15 protein-coding genes are annotated in these 18,656 nt (G+C 60.8%); 6 read left to right on the forward strand and 9 right to left on the reverse strand.

The window, feature by feature from the left end; all coding sequences use genetic code 11:
- The first annotated feature begins 1 nt into the window (after position 1).
- The 3 genes from N6L27_RS08675 (at position 2) to N6L27_RS08685 (ending at position 3,033) form a co-directional block, all read left to right on the forward strand.
- Positions 2-979, forward strand: a complete 978-nt coding sequence (locus N6L27_RS08675; protein WP_271906848.1) for a Bug family tripartite tricarboxylate transporter substrate binding protein — start codon at positions 2-4, stop codon at positions 977-979.
- Positions 980-1,050: 71 nt separating this feature from the next.
- Positions 1,051-1,482 carry a tripartite tricarboxylate transporter TctB family protein gene (locus N6L27_RS08680; RefSeq protein ID WP_271906849.1) on the forward strand — a complete coding sequence of 144 codons (432 nt, stop codon included), beginning with the start codon at positions 1,051-1,053 and terminating at the stop codon, positions 1,480-1,482.
- Positions 1,483-1,494: 12 nt separating this feature from the next.
- Positions 1,495-3,033: a tripartite tricarboxylate transporter permease gene (locus N6L27_RS08685; RefSeq protein WP_271906850.1), complete on the forward strand. Its 1,539-nt coding sequence runs from the start codon at positions 1,495-1,497 to the stop codon at positions 3,031-3,033.
- 128 nt (positions 3,034-3,161) lie between these two features.
- Here N6L27_RS08685 and N6L27_RS08690 read toward each other — a convergent pair whose 3' ends face one another.
- The 5 genes from N6L27_RS08690 to N6L27_RS08710 all read right to left on the reverse strand — a co-directional run bounded on the left by N6L27_RS08690 (position 3,162) and on the right by N6L27_RS08710 (position 9,123).
- On the reverse strand, positions 3,162-4,670 hold the full coding sequence (locus tag N6L27_RS08690) for an AMP-binding protein (RefSeq protein WP_271906851.1): 1,509 nt from the start codon (positions 4,668-4,670) through the stop codon (positions 3,162-3,164).
- Entirely contained in the window at positions 4,667-6,088 is a 1,422-nt protein-coding gene (sauS, locus tag N6L27_RS08695; RefSeq protein WP_271906852.1) for an acylating sulfoacetaldehyde dehydrogenase, read from the reverse strand. The genes N6L27_RS08690 and sauS overlap by 4 nt, the downstream gene beginning before the upstream one ends.
- A 70-nt stretch (positions 6,089-6,158) precedes the next feature.
- Complete coding sequence (locus N6L27_RS08700; RefSeq protein WP_271906853.1) at positions 6,159-7,118, reverse strand: Bug family tripartite tricarboxylate transporter substrate binding protein; 960 nt, start codon at positions 7,116-7,118, stop codon at positions 6,159-6,161.
- Positions 7,119-7,159: 41 nt separating this feature from the next.
- Complete coding sequence (locus tag N6L27_RS08705) at positions 7,160-7,615, reverse strand: tripartite tricarboxylate transporter TctB family protein (protein WP_271906854.1); 456 nt, start codon at positions 7,613-7,615, stop codon at positions 7,160-7,162.
- Entirely contained in the window at positions 7,612-9,123 is a 1,512-nt protein-coding gene (locus N6L27_RS08710; RefSeq protein ID WP_271906855.1) for a tripartite tricarboxylate transporter permease, read from the reverse strand. The genes N6L27_RS08705 and N6L27_RS08710 overlap by 4 nt, the downstream gene beginning before the upstream one ends.
- 113 nt (positions 9,124-9,236) lie before the next feature.
- Between N6L27_RS08710 and N6L27_RS08715 the strand changes: the two genes are divergently transcribed.
- Positions 9,237-10,262, forward strand: a complete 1,026-nt coding sequence (locus N6L27_RS08715) for a LacI family DNA-binding transcriptional regulator (RefSeq protein WP_271906856.1) — start codon at positions 9,237-9,239, stop codon at positions 10,260-10,262.
- Positions 10,263-10,789: 527 nt separating this feature from the next.
- Here N6L27_RS08715 and N6L27_RS08720 read toward each other — a convergent pair.
- From N6L27_RS08720 to N6L27_RS08735, 4 genes are read right to left on the reverse strand one after another with little or no spacing between them, the layout of a single operon-like run.
- Entirely contained in the window at positions 10,790-11,698 is a 909-nt protein-coding gene (locus tag N6L27_RS08720; protein WP_271906857.1) for a glycoside hydrolase family 26 protein, read from the reverse strand.
- Between the two features lie 3 nt (positions 11,699-11,701).
- The gene (locus N6L27_RS08725) at positions 11,702-13,519 is read right to left on the reverse strand and encodes a glycosyltransferase family 2 protein (protein WP_271906858.1); all 1,818 of its coding nucleotides are present in this window, start codon (positions 13,517-13,519) and stop codon (positions 11,702-11,704) included.
- Positions 13,506-14,525 carry a UDP-glucose 4-epimerase GalE gene (gene galE / locus N6L27_RS08730; RefSeq protein ID WP_442915740.1) on the reverse strand — a complete coding sequence of 340 codons (1,020 nt, stop codon included), beginning with the start codon at positions 14,523-14,525 and terminating at the stop codon, positions 13,506-13,508. The genes N6L27_RS08725 and galE overlap by 14 nt, the downstream gene beginning before the upstream one ends.
- On the reverse strand, positions 14,525-15,766 hold the full coding sequence (locus N6L27_RS08735; protein ID WP_442915741.1) for a UDP-glucuronic acid decarboxylase family protein: 1,242 nt from the start codon (positions 15,764-15,766) through the stop codon (positions 14,525-14,527). The genes galE and N6L27_RS08735 overlap by 1 nt, the downstream gene beginning before the upstream one ends.
- Before the next feature lie 358 nt (positions 15,767-16,124).
- Here N6L27_RS08735 and N6L27_RS08740 point away from each other — a divergent pair, with 358 nt between their 5' ends.
- Complete coding sequence (locus N6L27_RS08740; protein WP_271906859.1) at positions 16,125-16,460, forward strand: hypothetical protein; 336 nt, start codon at positions 16,125-16,127, stop codon at positions 16,458-16,460.
- 1,120 nt (positions 16,461-17,580) lie between these two features.
- Positions 17,581-18,600 (forward strand): putative 2-aminoethylphosphonate ABC transporter substrate-binding protein, encoded by a 1,020-nt coding sequence (locus tag N6L27_RS08745; RefSeq protein WP_271906860.1) that lies wholly within the window; start codon positions 17,581-17,583, stop codon positions 18,598-18,600.
- The last annotated feature ends 56 nt before the right edge of the window (positions 18,601-18,656 follow it).

Consider the following 18,656-nt stretch of genomic DNA (forward strand, 5'->3'; position numbering starts at 1 on the left):
CATGAAAATTACCGTCACCCGCGGCCTGGTTGCCGCTGCCGCCCTGTCGCTGTCCGCCTTTGCGGCCCAGGCACAGGAAAACCCCGAATGCATCGCCCCGGCCAATCCGGGCGGCGGCTGGGACTTTACCTGCCGCCAGGTCGGCAAGTCGCTGCAGGATCTGGGACTGATCGACAAGACCATGCAGGTGGTGAACCTGGCTGGCGGCGGCGGCGGCGTGGCCTTTGCCGAGGTGGTGAACAAGCGCACGGACGACAACAGCCTGATCGTTGCTGCCTCCAGCGCCACCGCGACGCGCCTGGCACAGGGCGCCTATCCGGGCAACAGCATGGACCAGGTGCGCTGGCTGGCGGCTATCGGCGCGGACTACGGTGTGATTGCGGTGTCTGCCGACAGCGAGGTCGAAACGCTGCCGCAGCTGTTGGACACCATCAAGGCGGACCCAACCTCTGTCTCCGTCGCCGGCGGTTCCGCGGTGGGCGGCTGGGACCACCTGAAGGTTCTGATCGCGGCCAGTGCCTATGGCATCGAAGACGTCCGCAGCGTCAAATACATCGCCTTTGACGGCGGCGGCGAGGCCGTGACCCAGTTGCTGGCAGGTTCCGTGCAGGCCTTCACTGGCGATATCTCCGAGGCCAAGGGCTTTGTGGACTCCGGTGACATCAAGGTGATCGCAGTGCTGTCGCCGGAACGCCTGCCGGGTGAGTTCGCGGACTTCCCGACCGCCAAGGAACAAGGCGTGGAGGCCATTGGAGCCAACTGGCGCGGCTTTTACGCGCCGGGCGGAATGTCGGATGAGGCCTATGATGCCTGGGTATCGAAGATCGGCGACCTCTATGCTTCCGGCGAATGGAAAGAGGTCATGGCCGCCAACGGCCTGGCGCCGCTGGACCTGCAGGGGGCGGATTTCCAGGAATTCGTGGCCGGTTCGGTTGCGCAGATCCAGTCGATTTCCAAGGACATCGGCATAATCAAGTAACCTGCTGCGGGGCGGTTCGGCACAGCAGTCTGCCAGCCCGCCCCGTCTGAATACCCGAACTGGAGACCGCCATGAGCGATCGTATATTCGGGGTTTTCGGCATCATCCTTGCCGTCGGCTATGTCATTGCCGCGCTTGCGATCGAGGAAAGTTTTCTCTCAGATGCTGTCGGCCCCAAGGCCTTTCCCCTGATCATTGCCGCCATCCTCGCCCTTTCGGGTGCCGTGATCGCGCTGCGCCCGGACCCCGAGCCGCACTGGCCCGCCTTGGCACGTCTGGCAGAAGTTGCTGCGGCCGTGGTGGTGCTGATCCTCTACGCCGAAATGCTGCCGGTCGCGGGCTTTGTCATCGCTACCGCTTTTGCCGCCGCCTATCTGGCCTGGCGCCTGGGATCGGGACCGCTGGAAACAGTGGCCGTGGGCGCCGGAACTTCCATCGGCATCTATGTCACCTTTCACCTGATCCTCGGTCTGTCGCTGGCCAAGGGTCCGCTTGGCTTCTGAGGAGGGCGCCGCATGGAGCTTCTCGCAAATCTTGGCGACGGCTTTGCCATCGCGCTCAGCTGGCAGAACATCGGCCTCGCGCTGCTGGGCTGTTTCCTGGGCACCATCATGGGGGCGCTGCCGGGGCTGGGGCCATCGAACGGGGTTGCCATCCTGATCCCGCTGGCCTTCACCCTGGGGTTGGGGGCGACACCCTCGCTGATCCTGCTGACCAGCGTCTACTATGGTGCCATGTACGGCGGCCGCATCAGTTCGATCCTGCTGAACATCCCCGGGGATGAGCCGGCCATGATGACCTGCCTGGACGGCCACCCGATGGCCAAGAAGGGCCTGGCTGGCGAAGCGCTGTCACTGTCGGGCATCGCGTCTTTCGTTGGCGCCTTCCTGGCCACATGGGGGCTGATCCTGCTGGCTCCGCAGCTGGTCAAGATCGCCCTTCTGTTCGGCCCGGCGGAATACTTCGCGCTGTTTGCGCTCGCCTTCATGACCTTGGGCGGCGTGTCCTCGACCAATCAGGCAAAATCGGCCTTTGCCGCAGCGCTGGGCCTGGGTCTGGCGACCATCGGCGTCGACACCCAGACCGGCGTGCCGCGGTTCACCTTTGGTGAGGTGCATCTCTATGACGGGCTGGATTTCCTGGTTGCCATCGTTGGCCTGTTCGCCCTGTCTGAGGTCTTTATTTTCCTGGAGACCCGGCACGGCGGATCCGACGCCGCGGGGCGCAAACTGACCATCGGCAAGCTGTATCCGCCGGTTTCGATGATCCGGCAGACCACCCCGACCATGCTTCGGACGTCCTTTTTAGGCTTCATTGCCGGTGTTCTGCCCGGCGCAGGCGCCTCTCTGGGGTCGTTCATCTCTTATTCGATGGAAAAGAAACTGGTCGACAAAGAAGGCACCTTCGGCACCGGGGATCCGCGCGGTGTGGCAGCGCCTGAGGCAGGCAACAACGCCGCTGCCGGTGGCGCGCTGGTGCCGATGCTGGCGCTGGGGGTGCCGGGATCAGGCACAACCGCGGTGCTGCTGGCAGTGCTGCTGGCGCTGAATATCACCCCCGGCCCGCTGCTGTTCAGCCAGAACCCGGATGTGGTCTGGGGCCTGATCGCTGCGCTGTTCATTGCCAACTTCATGCTATTGGCGATGAATATCCCCATGGTCGGCCTGTTCACCCGTGTGCTGATGATCCCCTCGCGCATCCTGATGCCTATCGTGGCAATGGTCAGCTTTGTCGGAATCTATGGCATCTCGGGCAGCACCTTCGACCTGCTGGTGATGATTGGCTTTGGTGTAATGGGCTGGGTGCTGCGCAAACTGGATGTGCCGCTGGTGCCGATCATTCTGGGCACGCTGCTGGGCAATTCGATGGAGAACAACCTGCGCCGCGCGGTTACCATCGACAACGGCAATTGGTGGACGCTGGCCGACAGCCCGCTGTCCATTACGCTGTGGGCGATTGCTATCATCGGCTTTGTGCTGCCGCTGATCGTCGGCGCGCGAGTCAAAGCCAAAATGCACCAGCGCCGGGACGAGGAGGGGGCAATCAGCGACTAACCACACAAAGAGCCATTCCAGAATACCCTCTGGAATGGCCTCTATTGGACTAAAGAACGATGATTTGGTCCCATCAGCTTCTATTTTTTGCCTGATCCAGATTCCGTGGTATTGCCGTGTTAAGCAGCTTAGACAGACCGGCGGGCAGTGGATATCACTGCCAGTATTTTGTTTCGCTGGATTTTCCCTGAAGGGCCTTTGGGCAGTTCGTTCAGGAAATGCACCCCGTCAGGCGATTTGAACTTTCCAAGCTGCGCCCGGCAAATTTCGATCAGCTCCCATTCGGTCAGCGCCGAACCGTCGCGGACCTTCACCGCCGCCTCCACCGTCTCGCCGTAGCTGCTGCAGGGGCGTCCGAAGGCGGCTGCCTCGATCACGTCGGGGTGGGAATAGAGCGCTTCGTCGATCTCGCGCGGGGCGATGTTTTCGCCGCCCTTGATGATCAGCTCCTTGAGGCGCCCGGTTACGAAAACATAGCCGTCACCGTCGATCCGCGCCAGATCCCCGGTGCGCAGCCAGCCGTCCTGGGTAAAGGTGTCCGCGGTGTCCACGGGGTTATTGAGGTACTCTTGCATCACGTTTGGGCCGCGCACGGCAAGCTCGCCCACGGTGCAGTCCGTGACTTGCTCCAGTTTTTTGTCCAGAATGCAGACCTCGTTGCCATAGGCAATACCGGGCGAACCTATCTTGCGTGTGCCCGGGGGCAGGGGGTTGGACAGGATCTGGGCGGCGGTCTCGGTCAGTCCCATGGTCTCGATGATGGGCATGCCAAAGCGACCCTCGAAAGCGCGCTGCACTTCCGGTGCCAGCGCTGAGGAGGCGGAACGCCCGAACCGTATGCGCGCCTTGGTGCTTTCGACTGGGTCCAGTTCTGAATGCAGGAGGTGCGAAATGATAGTGGGCACCACAGAGAACCAGGTGGCCTCGGACCATCCGGCATGAGCCCAGAAGCGGCTGGCAGAGAATCGTTCGCACATCGCCAGTGAGCCGCCGGAAATCAGCGTCCCCATAACCGTCACGCAGAGCCCGTTTATGTGATAGATCGGCAGCACGCAGAGGCCACGGTCCTGCGGCGTCAGCTCATGCGCCACGGCTGTGGTCCAGCCGCCTGCCAGCAGGCTCGCATGGGTATGCACCACGCCCTTGGGGCGGCCGGTGGTGCCGGAGGTGTACATCAGCAAAGCGTGGTCACCGGCAGAGAGCGGGTGCAGCTCTGCCGGCGGACCAGCAGTTGCCGCCGCCTGGTCCAAAGGGGAGATGTTGGACAGGTCGGCAGTCTGCTCGAAAAGCCCGGTCTGACTGGCGTGCACAAAGGCAAAGCGGGCGCCGCTGTGTTGCAACGCGTAGGAGACGGCGCTGGTGCCCGCGACCAGATTGATCATGGTTGCGCGGAAGCCGCCGTAGAGCACCCCGAACAGGCACTCCAGCGCCTCGCGCCCGTTCGGGTGCAGGATGGCGATGCTTTCGCCCTTGGCGATGCCCCGGGCAGCCAGCGCACGGGCGATGTCCCGGGCCGTATCGCGCAGTTCCGGCCAGCTGAGATCCGGGGCGCCGTCAGGGAAGACAAAGCCGGTGCCGCCCTCAGTTGCGCGTGTATCCAGCCAGTCGCGAATGGTTCCCTTGGGCGGTTCCATCATTGGCCTGCCTCCGCCCAGTAGCTGCCAAAGATGTCTTCCAGCGCAGGTTCGCGGGAGGGGATTTCGCGCACGATCTTGGTGCTTTGCACGAAGTGGCGCCAGTTGAGGTTGGTATCGATCGAATTGCCGCCCCAGCTGCCGCATCCCATCGATAGAGAAAACGGCATGCCATTGGTAAAGGCGCCGCCGGTGGCGAATGTATGGGCCTGATTGACGATCACCCGGCAGGTGGGCATGTCGCGGCCCATTTGCACTGCGCGTTCGTCCCGGGTTGTATGAATGCCGATGGAGTGGCCAGCGCCCTGATGATCGAGGATGCGGGAAGCGGTGGCTTTGGCATCCGTGAAATCAGCAGCCCGGTAGACAGACAGAATACGGCTCAGCTTTTCGCCGGACAGCGGGTGGTCCGGGCCGATGCCCTTGGTTTCCACCGCCAGGAATTTGGTGTCAGCCGCCACTTTGTAATCCATGCCAAGCGCGGCCAGCATCTTGTCCGCATCCTGTGCGATGACTTCGCGGTTCAGGTGACCGTCCGGCCAGAGCCTGGCGATGATGCCTGCGGCGTCCGCCTCGGGCACCAGCGCGCCGCCTTCCCGGGAGAGCGCTTCAAAGAACTGATCGTAGATGGTGTCCACCACCACGACGGAATTCTCCGACGAGCAGGAAGTGGCATTGTCGAAACATTTGGAGGCTGTGATCTTGGCCGCTGCATCGGCCAGGTCCGCGGTTTCATCCACGATCACGGTCACATTGCCGGCGCCGACTGCTACGGCAGGCGTGCCGCAAGACTGGGCGCGGTGGACATTGTTCTGGCTGCCGGTGCAGATCACCCGGTCGGCGGCTTCCATCAGCGCCTGGGTCTTCGCCTTGGAGCCGGGGGCAGGAATCATCTGCACCAGATCCGGATCCAAGCCGAGCTTGGCAAATTCGGCGTGGATATAGGAAAGCAGCAGCTCGCAGGAGGCGACGCCCTTGGGCGAGGGGGCCACCACGATGGCATTGCCGCCCTTCAGCGCGTTGATGATGTTGTTGGCAGGCGTCGCCGCCGGGTTGGTCGAGGGGACAACGGCCCCGATCACGCCGATGGGGCGCATGATCTCGGTGATGCCGGTTTCCGGGTCGTCGCTGATGACGCCATGGGTCTGGACGTCCGCGATGTCGCGCAGCAGTCCCAGCGTCTTGCGGTGGTTCTTGGTGATCTTGTCCGCCACATTGCCAAGGCCGGTGGTTTCCACCGCCAGCTCTGCCAGGGCGCGGTTGCGGGCGGGTTCCATGATGGCCCAGCCTGCCGCCAGGGCTGCCTTGTCGTAAAGCGCCTGGCTTCCCTTGACTTCAAAACCCCGTTGGGCGGTGCGGGCGCGCACCATGATCTGTTCCACCTCGGCGGTGCCGGAGGCGACTGCGTCCTGAGCGTTCATGTCTTACCTCGATATCTTGGCCAGGACGCGCGCTGCGGCGGCGCGCGCCCCGTAGGAGTTCCGGCTGGGGTCAGAGCCCGGCCAGAAGCTCTTTCAGTGTTTGTTCACGGGCAGCCCACATCGCCTTGACCTCGTCGCGGGTCATGATGTGCATGGGCGATCCGCCAGCCTGCATCTTCTTGGCGACACGGGGGTTGGCGAACATCTCAGGCACGGTGGCGGCCAGTTCGTCGATCACCTCCTGCGGGGTGCCCTTGGGCACCATCACGCCGCGGAAGTTGACGGAGGAATTGTCAACGTCCAGCCCCTGTTCCTGCATGGTGGGCACGTTTGGCAGGAAGTCAGAGCGCTGCAGATCCGCAACGCCCAGGATTTTCACGTTGCCTGCCTCCTGCGCGCGGAAAGCGTCGGACAGGTTGTTGATGCCGCCCATGACCTCACCGGCGATCACCGCCTTCATCGCCGCCGCGCCGCCGCCCTTGGTCGGGATATAGGCCATCTTCACGCCTGCAGCCTTTTCGATCTGCAGCGCAGCGATGTGGTGGCCAACGAACAGGCCCGCGCCGGAGAAGGTGAGCTTGCCCGGGTTTTCCTTGGCATGGGCAACCACATCTGCCATCGAATTGAAGGGGCTGTCAGCACCGACAACAAAGACCGCCGGGTCGGCTCCCCAGTTGGCGATGGGTTCAAAGCTGTCTGCGGAATAGGAGACGCCGCCCTTGATCGACTGGGCGATGAAGTGGGGCACGTTGTAGGCCGCCAGGGTGTATCCGTCCGCATCGGCCTGAGTGGCAAACCAGTTCCAGCCGACACGGCCGCCGGCGCCGGGCTTGTTGATGATGGCGATGGGCATTCCCAGCGCATCCTCGTTGCCTGCGGTCATGGTAACGATCCGGGCCTGGAAATCGGTCGCCCCGCCGGCCCCGTAAGAGACCATCATCATGATGGGGCGGTCAGGGTACTCCTCGGCCATGGCGGTGCCTGCCAGGCCCATCAGCGCCATGGCGGCGCCTGCGATCAGATTCTTCATTTTCTTCTCCTCCCTAATGGTATCGGACCGGGTTCAGGCGGTCAGAACAGAATTTCCCGCGGCGTGTAGACGCTCAGCAGCTTGGCAAAGAGGCCGTACATCACCGCCACGAATACGCCCGTGATCAGCGCCCGCTTGACCCATGTCTTGCCTTCGGAGTGCGGCGCGGGATCGTAGAGCGACAGCAGGATGAAAAAGCCGATGGCGGTGGCGGTGTAGAACCCCAGCGCCTTGGCGGCCCAGAAAACATAGACCAGCATCAGAGCCAGCCCCGGCACCATGTTCAGGAACATGGTGCGTGAGATGCCCGAGCCGACCTTGCTAAGTCCCATGACGGCTTTGCCGAAGGTCCAGCCTGCCAGCACCACGAACACCGATGCGATCAGGCGCGGGAACAGGAAGGCCTCGGCAGGCTCTTGCGTAAAGCTGACCCAGGCGACCCAAATGCCTACGGCAAAGACCAGGCCGGAGCCAACAATGTGCTGAGACCGGTTCATGCCTGCGCCTCCTCTTTGGTGGTGTACCGGCGGCTGCGCAGTTCCATCCAGGCCGAGTAGGCGATGGAGGCGGCGACCACGGCGATCAGGAAGATGTTCAGCCCGCCGGTCAGGAAGTAGCTGGCCTTGCCCACGGTGGCGTCGGCGATCATGCCGCCCTGGATGAAATTCGCCTCGGCAATCGGGCCCAGGATCAGACCAAGCACCAGCGGCGCAGCGGAAAAGCCGAAACGCTCCAGGAAATACATACCAATGCCGAGGCAGGCCATGACATAGACGTCTCCCATGGAGCTTTGCACCGAGTAGGCTCCGAAGACCGACAGGGCCAGCACGATGGCAGCCATCACCGATTGCGGCACCTGGGCAACGCGGGCGGCAAGACCGGCGATGTACAGACCGAAGAGGCACATCAGGACCTGGCCCACCAGCATCGAGTTGATGAAGGTCCAGGCCACATCCGGGTGATTGTCGAACAGATCGGAGCCGGGGAAAATGCCGTGGATCAGCAACCCGCCCAACAGCACGGCGGCGGTGGGGCTGCCGGGGATCGACAGCGTCAAGAGCGGCACCAGCGACGGGCCGACCATGGCGTTGTTGGCGGCCTCTGCGGCGATCACGCCTTCGCTGTGGCCCTTGCCGAATTTCTCCTTCTCGGAAGAAAACTTCTTGGTCTGGTCATAGGCCACGAGCCCGGCGATCTGGCCGCCGACGCCGGGTATCAGTCCGATGACGGAGCCGGTGATGGTGCCGATGCCAAGCGCGCGTGGGCAGCGCAGCAGTTCACGTGTGGCGTCGAGGACGGAATGTTTCTGCACCTCGATCACTTCGGCGCCCTCCGTGCGGCGGCCCTTGGCAAACATGGTCAGCACCTGCGGGATGGCAAACAGGCCGATGAGGGCTGCAATGATGTTGATGCCGCCGCCCAGTGACGGGTGGAAGATAAAGCGCTGGGCACCCATGATGTCGTCAAAGCCGATGGTCGCCAGCCACAACCCGATGCAACCCGACAGCAGCCCCTTCACGACAGAGGCCGAATCCAGCGAGCCGATCACGGTGACGCCCAGGATTGCCAGCCAGAACAGGTGCGAGGGGCCGAAAGCCAGAGCCCACTCAGCCAGCAGCGGGGTCAGGAAAATCAGCAGGAGCACGCCGAAGATACCGCCCGCGGCAGAGGCGAGGAAGGACAGCTGCAGCGCCTTGGCGCCCTGGCCCTGCTTGGCCATCTTGTGGCCGTCCAGCGTGGTGGCGATATTGGCGGGCGCGCCGGGGATTTTCAGCAGGATCGCGCTGACCGCGCCCCCCGCCACAGTAGAGGTATAGGCGGCACCCAAAAGGATCAGGCCCTGAACCGCCTCCAGGTGGAAGGTGAAGGGGATCAGCAGCGCCACTGCCATTGTCGGGGAAAGTCCCGGAGTTGCCCCCAGGATCAGCCCGCCGATGGTACCGCCCAGAAGCAGCAGGAATGACAGCGGCGAGAACACGTCTCCGAAGTAATAAATGAACTCCATTCAGGGCCTCCCAACCCGGCTGATCGCGCTTTTGCTTTTGTTGACAAAACAGGTTAGGCCATGAAAATAGTATTGCAAACGTTTTCATAAATCTTGCCGGAGGAGGGGAGATTGTGGCGCCGAAACAAAAGGGTAATGTGGATATCGTGGCTGTGGCAAAGGCTGCCAAAGTGTCGCCTTCCACGGTGTCGCGCACCTTCAATCATCCCGATCTGGTGAGCCCGGCGACTCGCAAGAAGATCAATCGCGCGGTGCAGAAACTGGGCTATGTCAGGAACCGCGCGGCGCAGATGATGCACGGCAAGCGCTCCGGCACCATCGGGCTGGTGGTGCCGACCATCAACCACGCGATTTTCGCCGAGGTGATCCAGGCCTTCTCAGACGCCATTGACCAGGAAGGGTTCACCCTGCTGCTGGCCTCGCACGGGTATGACCTGGACCGCGAATACGAGATGGTGCGCAAGCTGATGGAGCACCGGGTGGACGGTGTGGCGCTTATCGGGCTGCAGCACTCGGCGGCCACGTCCCGGCTGATTGCGCAGCAGGAAACGCCTGCGATGGCGATCTGGAACTATACCGAGGATTCCGAATTGCCCTGTGTTGGCGCTGATAACCGTCTGGCCGGGCGGATGGCGGCGGAGCACTTGCTGGAGCTGGGCCATCGGGACATCGGTCTGATCTTTCCGGACACTCGCGGCAATGACCGGGCCCAGTACAGATTATCGTCGGCTTTGGAGACTCTTCAGAAAGGAGGTGTGTCTGTTCCCGAAGACCGCATGTCAGAAGCCCCTTACAGTGTGGCGCAGGCAAAGCAGGCGGCGATCAGGCTTCTCTCGGGGCCGGCCAGGCTCACGGCACTGTTGTGCGGCAATGACGTGATCGCTCAAGGCGCCGTTTACGGCGCGCAAAATTGCGGCCTTCGGGTGCCCGGGGACGTGTCAATCATTGGGATCGGCGATTTCAAGGGATCCGCGGATATCGAACCTGGGCTGACCACCATCCGTATACCAGCTGAAACCATCGGAACGCTCGCAGGGCAGCGATTTACAGCATACATCACTTCAGAAACGCGTGAGCAGTTCAGGCTGCGCTGCAGGTTGGAACGCGTCGTCCGGGGGACAACCTGTTCAGCGGCCTGAAGGCATATCACCACTAATGCAGCCTAAGGCTGTTAACGTCGATAGCACCTGGATTTCTGTCCAAACCCGCTGGGAGAACAAACGTAAGTTCCCTTTGCCAGTTTTGTTTCTCCGGCGTCGGTTTTGCCGCCCTGAGCACTTGCGCTGCTCAGGCTGACGGCAAGGCCCAGAGCCGCCGCGCAGGCAAATTTAACCACATGAAAAAAGACCGGCGTGCGCCGGGACTCCGCAGATACTGCGTACATGAACTGCACCTCGTCCTCATCGACCCCGGGCTGCTCTTTAGTGCCTGAACGGCACGCGGCAGCCAAACGGCCATGTCACTCACCGCGCGGTCTGCGCAGCAAGTAATTTTTAGAGGCCTTGACATTTTTTTTCAACGCAATTGTGCGGAAATCCGCTCAATGCCCCTGCAACTGTGCTGTGTTGCACAATATCGCCATCAAAATCAAAGAGTTCCAAAAAACCTCTGAGCAGCAGGCTTTCCCAGTCAGCCAGTTGCGCAATTGGTCGGGATGCAGCGTGGCCTAGTTTCCGGCGGTTTCTATGCGCACTCTGTGCTCTACTCGCCAATCGGGCAGGCCGAAACCATCAGGCCACGGATAAACTTCCTGCTGGTTGAAATAGACGACACCTGTCAGGGCCGGGTAGCCGCTCTTGTCCCGGCGCACGTTCTGCTCCCAGCGTGCGACGTAGGTTTCATCGCCCGAGTAGCCAAGTTCAGCCACCATGACGGGCTTGCCGTAACCTTTCACGCGCTCATAGCGGGGAGCAAAAATGTCATCAAAACTCATCTCGCCGCCCCGGTAGATCTGCTCCCAGGGCTGCAGGCCAAAAACCGAGAGTCCGATGATATCGACGTAATCGTCGCCGGGATAATAGTCCTGCAGGTTCTCATACCCCAGCGGAGACCACATAACATCTATCTCCGGTGCCTTGTTCCGGCAGATGTCAATCATGCGCTTGAAGGCGTAAATATACGTTTCCGGCTGCCATTGAGCCCAGATGAACTGACCGCTGTCATCGTCCATTTCCTGCGCCCAGCGGACAGTGACCTTGCTTTCGAACTCGTTCAGAACTTCACATATCGCAGCCATGTTGCCGTCGTATGTTCCGTCCCGGATGCCGCGGATCAGACGTTGCGGTGTGTTGCGGGCGTCGCGGGTCCATGTCCAGGGTTCAATCGTGACAAGCACATCGCGGTTGCGTTCCTTGGCGTATTTATCGGCCTCTATCAGTGACCCCAGGAACAAGTCTTCCCACGGCAGGAACAGATGTTCGATCTGAACATTCTGTTCGTCAGAGAAATCTCCGTCCGGATCATAGACACCAAAGGGAAAATCACCCGGTGGCGGAGGGAAGGATTGCAGCGCAGAGCCAAGGAATGTTGCAGCCGCGGCGGCGGTGATCAGGAGGTGCCGGTTTCGATAGGACATGGTCTACTCCATTTTCTGCTGGAACAGGGATTTCCCCGGCCATTCCAGGTTCATTTCGTAGGTAACTGTGCCCGGCGGGCCGAGACCCGCGCCGGACACGATGTATTTGGGTGTGTATGGGGTGAATACGCCGCTTCCATAGGACAGCGCATAAAGGCTGTGTGCGCCCTGACCGCCAAGCGCAGCAGCGATCACAACGACAAGCGCCGCACTTGCGGAGGCCTGAAAGGCGGAGGCAAGCGGCCACTTGAACGGTGAAATGCGGTTCTCCCGCAGATGCTGGATCGCGATCACGGTGAACAGCAGCGTGTAAACGGCGGCGTTCAGCAGGCTCAGCACCACAAAGCCCGCCGCCTGTTCCAAGTCGTGGACAAAAAGCGGCGGCAGCGCTGCTCCTATGGCCAGCAGCAGGTAAGGCAGCAGGACCCGCAATGGCACCGGGGGGGCCTTGTCGCCGCCCTTTGGTGTTACACGGAAATCGACAAATCCGCCGCGAAGCCGATCAGCAACGGCGGTGCCGCAGCCCAGCAAAACCCAGGGCCATTGCGCGCAGGGAAACAGGGCGCGTTCCCAGCTGAGCACCTTTGCATCATATGGTCTCAGAGTATCCCGCGCCCGCATCAAATAGACGAACAGGATAACTGCGGCGGTCGACGGCAGCGCGTGCAGAACAAACCCGATGAAGGTCACTCCGGCGAACCTGATATCAAACAAAAGCGCGGCAATGGGGAACATGTACATCAAAGCCATGAACAGCGCGAAAAGCGGATACCACAGCTGGCACAGCAGAAACTGAAACCGAAGCCGCGGCGGCAATCCCCTCAGGTAGCGCGGGGTATAGCTCAGCAGCAGCGTTGTCAGGCTGCGCGACCATTGGAACTCCTGGGTGGCCAGATCGGCCATGCAGGCCGGTCCGGCGCCATGTGCTATGGCATCTGCGGCATGTGTGCCGCGCCATCCTGCGGAGTTCATCAGCATCGTTGTGGAATGATCTTCCGCCAGCTCCGGTCCCAGACCGCCAGCCTGCCGCAGCGCGCGCGTGCGCACGGCATAGTGCGACCCAATACACATCGGCGCCCATCCGGTGCTGTAGCCAAGCTGGATGCCCCCATGGAACGGCGCTTCAGCGTACAGCCGCATCCTTGCGGCCCAGCTCTCGTTTGCATTGCTGCTGCAAATTGACGGAGCGCTGACATAACCCGTTTCAGGGTCATCGAAACTGTTCAGAACGGCTTCCAGATACCTGGACTGAGGCACATGGTCAGCGTCGAGCTGGGAGACGATGTCGTATGCCTCGTAGCCGTAAAGGTCGTAAAAATAGGTCAGGTTTCCTTCCTTGCATCGGGTTCTGCGCGGCCACTCCTTGCGGTGATAGGCATCAACTCCTTTGCGGGTGGAGATCCTGACTCCATGAGCCGCGCACCAGGCGCGGGTTTCCTCGTCCGGATCTTCATCGGCCAGCCAGGTATCATGCGGCGGTCCTTGCGCAAGCATGGCGGAGAGGGTCTCTTTCAGCACTGCCAGGGGTTCTGCTGGTGTCTTGGTGGTGACCATTGCCACCCGCATCGGCCCTTGCAGTGCAGGCCGCCGGCGGCGGCGTGTGCCGTTCAGGAAGAACAGCATGAAATACGCCTGCAGGAAGTAGAGCCATAAGATGGCCAGTGAGACCGTAACATAGCGCCCTGTGCCGATATTGTGGCCAGGCAGAAGCCACCAGTGCCAGAAATAGGCCGCCGCCAGCAGCCATAAGGCAAACACTGCAGCGGCAGCCCCGTCACAGCCGGGCTTGCGGCGGGCTGAGGCCCGGTTATTCCGCAGCATGGCGCCCATGGCGTGCCTTTCTCGCGTCTGCCAGCCCAAAGGACGGGGCGGCATCGCTGATGATCTGGTCCAGCCCGGAATGTTCGGTTCGAAAGCCCAGCGTTTTTGCCGCAAGCTCCGCGTCCGCCGTCAGCGAAGGCGGGTCGCCGGGGCGGCGACCTACCAGTTCATGCGGGACTGGCGCCCCCGTTACCCTTTGAATAGCGGCCAGTACTTCAAAGACCGTGTGGCCGGTGCCGCTGCCCAGGTTCAGGGCGGTGCTGGGGCCGCCCGCGGCCAGATAGTCTGCCGCCAGGACATGGCCGCGGGCCAAGTCGCTGACATGAATGTAATCCCGCTCGCAGCTGCCGTCGCGCGTGCAGTAATCCGTTCCAAAAACCTGCAGGGGCCCGCGCTGGCCGGAAGCCGCCTGCAGCGCCAAAGGCAGCAGATGGGTTTCCGGGTCATGGCGCTCGCATAGCTCACCCTCGGGGTCTGCACCGGCAGCATTGAAATACCGCAACGCTGCAAACCGCAGTCCATGGCCGGAAGAACAATCGCGCAGCATCTCCTCGCACATCAGCTTGCTGCGGCCATAGGGGTTGATTGGCGCCTGTGGGGTGGTCTCGCGGATCGGGCCGCCAGCAGGGATGCCATAGGTCGCACAGCTGGAGGAGAACACGATTTGCTTTACTCCTGTGCTGATGCAGGCGTTGATTAATGCGATCATGCCCCCGGCATTGTTGTCGTAGTAGAACGCCGGCCGCGTCATCGACTCTCCGACATACGCGGAAGCAGCAAAATGTATCACAGCTTCGACATCATGCTCGCGGATGGTTCGGCACAAGGCTGTCTGATCGCGCACGTCTGCGTTTACCAAAGGTCCCCACTTGACCGCATCGGCATGACCGGTGCTCAAATTGTCCACCGTTACCGGCAGGTATCCCGCCTGGCTCAGGGCTTTGCATGCGTGGCTGCCAATGAAGCCGGCACCGCCTGTCACGAGTATGGGGAACCGCAGCGCCATCAGCGCGCCGCCGCTGAAATGTGATCTGTCTCTGCCATTTCCGCCTGAAAGTGGCGGATGGTCCGGCGCAGCCCGTCTTTCAGGCGCACTTTTGGGTGCCAGCCGAGTTTGGCCGTGGCAAAGCTGATGTCTGGCTTGCGCTGCTTCGGGTCGTCCTGCGGTAAATCCTTGAACACCAATTGCGACCTTGTGCCGGTCAATGCGCAGACCTTTCGGGCCAGTTCAAGCACTGTGAATTCTCCCGGATTACCCAGATTGACCGGCGCAGGCGCGGTTTCATTCAGGTCCATCAGGGCTTCGATGGCGTCCAGCAGGTCGCCGGCATAGCAGAAAGACCGCGTCTGCCTGCCGCCGCCATACACGGTTATGTCTTCGCCCCTCAGCGCCTGGGTGATGAAATTGGACACCACACGGCCATCCTGCGGATCCATGTAGGGGCCATAAGTGTTGAATATCCGGGCGATGGAAATCTGCACGCCGTAACGGTGGTAATAGTCATGGAAAAGCGTTTCCGCTGCTCGCTTGCCTTCGTCATAGCAGGCGCGGGGGCCAAAGGTGTTGACGCTGCCGCGGTATCCTTCCGGCTGAGGGCTGATCTCAGGATCACCATAGATTTCGGAGGTCGACGCCTGAAATACTTTGGCACCCTTTTCCCGGGCCAGATCCAATGCGTTCATTGCCCCCATCACGCTGGTTTTAAAGGTGTGTATAGGGTCCATCTGGTACTTCGGCGGAGACGCGGGGCAGGCGAGATTGAATATCTGATGCACCGGTCCCTTGAGCTGGTAGGGGGTAATAACGTCATGCTCGATAAAGCGGAAACTGCGGTGCGACATCAGCGGGGTGATATTGCGCATCCGGCCGGTTTGCAGGTTGTCCAGGCAAATCACCTGATGGCCCTGCTCGAGCTTGCGGGCACACAGTTGCGATCCCAGAAAGCCTGCGCCGCCGGTAACCAGGACCGTTTTGCGCAAAGGCAAACACGGTTTTACCGGCGTGTGCACCGCACGCTTATTCCCATTTGGCAGCGTCATGTACCTAACCCCCATTTGGTACAGCACCGCAATACGATTGCAGGGAGTTTCGGTCCCTGAATTTCCGCCTGATACGGCGGTGTTCCTATTTCCGGCTGGTCTTGCTTTAACGCTTATGAACCAGCGCATTTGGACAAACTTAATTGCGTTGCGTTTTACAATATCTGCGCGCCTCAGGAAAAACGATAGGAGCGGGGTGCGCCCCATCAAGAATAAGCAGCGCCTCTAATACTTAATCGTGCCGGACTACCACTTTTGGAAGGGCTGCAAGATCCCGGCCGCCGCCCTTAAGGGCGATTAAATGTGCCTAAAGATCGCCGTTGCCGTGTGATGCCTGAGGAACGAAGCGCTCAGCTTTTACCGCCCCTCTTTCGCAGGCAATGCCTTTACGCAGCTACGCTGCGCGAGCCGGCATCTGGAAGTCTTCAAATTGAACCGGGTTAATGCGTGCTTTCTTCCACCTTCTTCTCTGGCCTTTGGTTTGACTTGTCAAAATAAAACTCCAGCTAAACTAGAAGATTAAGAGGATCCGCGCCGTTTGCCTTTGGAGGCCGCGGTTCGCCAAGTGGCGAAACTGGCGGCGTTAATGGGGCAGTTAGGCGTGCAACCGAATGGGACTTGGAAATTTCAGAGAGTAGAAAAGGGTTATCAGATGAAAGTGGCAAACTTTTTGGCAGCAGCTGCAGCGGGCTTAATTCTGTCTGGATGCGAGGAATTCGAAGGTGAGCAGGCTCCTGAAGTCACGCCGCCGGAATACTATCCGTGCAGGGAGTTGCCTCAGGCGATCGCACAGGCCGACGCTGTCGTCCGTAACCCTGACAGGTTGAGCGGAAATGAGCAAAATTACTGGTTCGACCGCAAGGACCGCCTGGTCAAGCGCGCCTGGGAGTGCAAATCCTAGTCTACTATCGGTGCGCCTGGTGTTTCAGTCTGAGATTTCTTTTGCTTAGAACCGCAGTGTCGGCATAACGGTCCGGCGCTTGCGGTGTGTTTTGAGCTTGTCTTAGTCCTAGCGGCCTAGATCCGGCACGGGGTCGTGCAGCGCCTGCACAATCGTCAGTTTTAATCGTTTCTCAACAAAGACGGACCGTGCGACCGGGCCAGATAGGGCAGGCAGAAAGGGTGGGGGTAACGGCAAGCCAGCCGGCGCACCACTGCACAGCGGAGGCCACCTCTGCAAACCCGGCGGGCCCGCATCGACCTGCTGGACCAGCCAGTTCAAGGCATTGCCGGCGGCTGCCTCGATCAGGAAAACGGTTTCGCAGAGAGAAAGGCGCAGAACTGCAGCCGGATACCCGAGCTTGCGAAAGGGCCTGGCAGCGGCCAGCTGATAGAAGAGGAAGCCTGCGACGCTGGCCAGGCAACCCGTATCCAGGGCCAGAGGTATTACCAAGGGAAGCGCATCGAACTTGGCAGTTGCGGCCCGCGCCAGAACCCAAACGGGAGCTAGTTTTTTCTGGCCAGCCTCTTTCAGGCGAGGGCATGCCGCGCAGCTTACGGAGCGCAGGCGCCTGGTCCTGCTGACCCCGGCGCACCTGACCGCGGTAACCGGAATGGATGCCCTTGGAGTTGCCTTTTTGCGGGCAAGGAGAGGGAATGGCTCAAGTTACCAATTGTTCATAGTCGTTCCAGGCATCACTCGGAGTTTGGCGTGTCATGTGGTGGATTGTGGAAATATGTTGACATTTGAGGGTGATTCAAGAAAATTTCCTCAAAAGATCCAAGAAAACGCACAAAAACCCTCGTTTGAGACGGAAAGGCTTTTTGTCTTAATGCCACGAGATTGCTGTCTCCTGCCGGAATGCGTGTGTCATCTGTGTGGCACTGGCGGGATCTGCGGCTGTGCTGGACAGGGCGCGCAGGGAAGGTAAGTGGTATAGGCGCGGCCTATGATGTGATGGGTATTACCGATTTTTATTGATGGGAAAACCTGTCAAACTGCCAGTCGAAGAAAAAACTAAGACCAGAAAAGCCCCGTTAGAGGGTGACCAATAATAACACCCAACCAACAGAGGAAATCCATGACACAGAAAGCGTCTTTCTTAACCGCTCTGGCCTTTACTATGACGGCCGCCAGCGCGGCCTTCGCCGAAACGGAGCTGACGGTATATACCGCTGTCGAGGCGGAAGATCTTGCCCGCTATGCCGAAACCTTCAACCAAAGCCATCCGGACATCAAAATCAACTGGGTGCGCGACTCGACCGGGATCATCACCGCCAAGCTGTTGGCCGAGCGTGACAATCCGCAGGCGGATGTGGTTTGGGGGCTGGCGGCAACCTCGCTGCTGCTGCTGAAGTCCGAGGGCATGCTGGAACCCTATGCGCCAGCCGGAGTGGATCAGCTGGATCCGAAGTTCGTTGATGGTGACAACCCGCCCAGCTGGGTTGGCATGGACGCCTGGGTGGCCTCTGTCTGCTACAACACGGTTGAGGCAGAGAAACAGGGCCTGACGCCGCCCGCGTCCTGGAAGGATCTGACCGATCCGCAGTATGCCGGCCATGTGATCATGCCGAACCCGAATTCCTCCGGCACCGGCTTCCTGGATGTGTCCAGCTGGCTGCAGATGTTCGGAGAGAAGAAGGGTTGGAAGTTCATGGACGCGCTGCATGAAAATATTGCGCGCTACACGCATTCCGGTTCCAAGCCCTGCAAGCTGGCGGCGGCTGGCGAGATCCCGATCGGCATTTCTTTCGCCTTCCGCGGTGCCAAGTCCAAGGCCGCAGGCGCACCGCTGGAGATCATTGTGCCATCGGAGGGCGTCGGCTGGGACATGGAAGCAACTGCCATCGTGGCTGGTACCGCAAATCTGGAAGCGGCGCAGACACTTGTCGACTTCACAGTCACCAAGGAAGCCAACGAAATGTACAACACCGGCTATGCGGTTGTGGCTTACCCGGGCGTCGCGAAGCCGGTTGAACATTTCCCCGAAGGGCTGCTGGACGCGATGATCGACAATGATTTCGAGTTCGCGGCCAACAACCGTGCCGCGATCCTCAAGGAGTGGCAGGCCCGCTACGACGGCAAGTCGGAAGCGAAATAAGCTTTCGGGGGCGGCGGGTTAGCCTTCCGCCCTTCTGTCTTCCTCATCCTCACTGC

The organism is Leisingera sp. SS27 (genome assembly GCF_028368855.1).
Classification (GTDB): domain Bacteria; phylum Pseudomonadota; class Alphaproteobacteria; order Rhodobacterales; family Rhodobacteraceae; genus Leisingera.

What these genes read in the sequence shown, in the direction of transcription:
- N6L27_RS08675 (WP_271906848.1), top strand. Translation starts at nt 2, where the DNA reads ATGAAAATTACCGTCACCCGCGGCCTGGTTGCCGCTGCCGCCCTGTCG.
- N6L27_RS08680 (WP_271906849.1), top strand. Translation starts at nt 1,051, where the DNA reads ATGAGCGATCGTATATTCGGGGTTTTCGGCATCATCCTTGCCGTCGGC.
- N6L27_RS08685 (WP_271906850.1), top strand. Translation starts at nt 1,495, where the DNA reads ATGGAGCTTCTCGCAAATCTTGGCGACGGCTTTGCCATCGCGCTCAGC.
- N6L27_RS08690 (WP_271906851.1), bottom strand. Translation starts at nt 4,670, where the DNA reads ATGATGGAACCGCCCAAGGGAACCATTCGCGACTGGCTGGATACACGC.
- sauS (WP_271906852.1), bottom strand. Translation starts at nt 6,088, where the DNA reads ATGAACGCTCAGGACGCAGTCGCCTCCGGCACCGCCGAGGTGGAACAG.
- N6L27_RS08700 (WP_271906853.1), bottom strand. Translation starts at nt 7,118, where the DNA reads ATGAAGAATCTGATCGCAGGCGCCGCCATGGCGCTGATGGGCCTGGCA.
- N6L27_RS08705 (WP_271906854.1), bottom strand. Translation starts at nt 7,615, where the DNA reads ATGAACCGGTCTCAGCACATTGTTGGCTCCGGCCTGGTCTTTGCCGTA.
- N6L27_RS08710 (WP_271906855.1), bottom strand. Translation starts at nt 9,123, where the DNA reads ATGGAGTTCATTTATTACTTCGGAGACGTGTTCTCGCCGCTGTCATTC.
- N6L27_RS08720 (WP_271906857.1), bottom strand. Translation starts at nt 11,698, where the DNA reads ATGTCCTATCGAAACCGGCACCTCCTGATCACCGCCGCCGCGGCTGCA.
- N6L27_RS08725 (WP_271906858.1), bottom strand. Translation starts at nt 13,519, where the DNA reads ATGCTGCGGAATAACCGGGCCTCAGCCCGCCGCAAGCCCGGCTGTGAC.
- galE (WP_442915740.1), bottom strand. Translation starts at nt 14,525, where the DNA reads ATGGCGCTGCGGTTCCCCATACTCGTGACAGGCGGTGCCGGCTTCATT.
- N6L27_RS08735 (WP_442915741.1), bottom strand. Translation starts at nt 15,766, where the DNA reads ATGGGGCGCACCCCGCTCCTATCGTTTTTCCTGAGGCGCGCAGATATT.
- N6L27_RS08745 (WP_271906860.1), top strand. Translation starts at nt 17,581, where the DNA reads ATGACACAGAAAGCGTCTTTCTTAACCGCTCTGGCCTTTACTATGACG.